We start from the raw sequence: 849 nt of genomic DNA, 5'->3' as shown, positions 1-849 counted from the left end.
CTTGGCCTCCGACTTATAATTAAGTTAGGAAGAGATATTTCTTTTTACTTACTAAAACAGAATGGATCAGAATTCAACTAATGTTATGTACTTATAAATAAGATTCTATATACGATACGGGTATATAAACCCAAGCAGTATAAAAAAATACACCTTCATTTATTGAAGGTGTATTTTTTTATTTTTATCACTTTTAAATGGGTTATTACATTCGTTAATTTGATTCATAAATAATACATATTAAAATCTCTTTCGAGACTTATATAAAGATTAAAATAGTAACCTTAAATTCATTTAATTAATGCCTAGTCCTGCACTTGCATAACCCGTAATAGTATTAACAAGTGAAAGACCAGAAGCTGTAGCGGAAAAAACAAGCAAGAGTCTTGTTGCTGGAGTTACCGGAATATTCAATCCCGTTATTATCCCAGATGATATAGTTCCTAGAGCTAATGCACCCGTTAAAGAAGGTGCTAAAGTAACTGTTGCCCCTGGGATCGGGCTAAAAGTATTATCCGGGGTAGTTGACTGATACAATTGCGCATTTAATGTCACCGTCGTACCAACCAAGCTTAATGCGACAGTAACACTAAAATATGCTGCTAACGAAGTAATAGTACCACTACGCGGCATTGAAAATGCAAAATTTATAATAGGGCCTAATGCCGTACCGGTCAAATCAATATTGCCTCCAACAACCGTTATACCTGTCGCCGAACTCCCAAATCCAACTAAACTTGTTGTTCCTACTAATCCACCTGCAATTGTAGTCAAAATAACCGGGCCGCCAGAAGCAAATGGTACAATTGCTCCACTTCCGGTTGCTCCCGTTCCTCCGGTTGAACCTGT

General features: G+C 36.7%; 1 protein-coding gene. It reads right to left on the bottom strand.

Annotated features, from left to right (window positions below; all coding sequences use genetic code 11):
- Nucleotides 1-294: 294 nt before the first annotated feature.
- Nucleotides 295-849: exosporium glycoprotein BclB-related protein (locus KVT34_RS29560; RefSeq protein ID WP_302695725.1), on the bottom strand; the 555-nt coding region annotated here is incomplete at its 5' end.

The organism is Paenibacillus sp. GbtcB18, from assembly GCF_019091125.1.
Lineage (GTDB): Bacteria > Bacillota > Bacilli > Paenibacillales > NBRC-103111 > Paenibacillus_F > Paenibacillus_F chitinolyticus.
The sequence above is the reverse complement of the archived record's forward strand: the minus strand, read 5'-3'. Positions and strand labels throughout refer to the sequence as shown.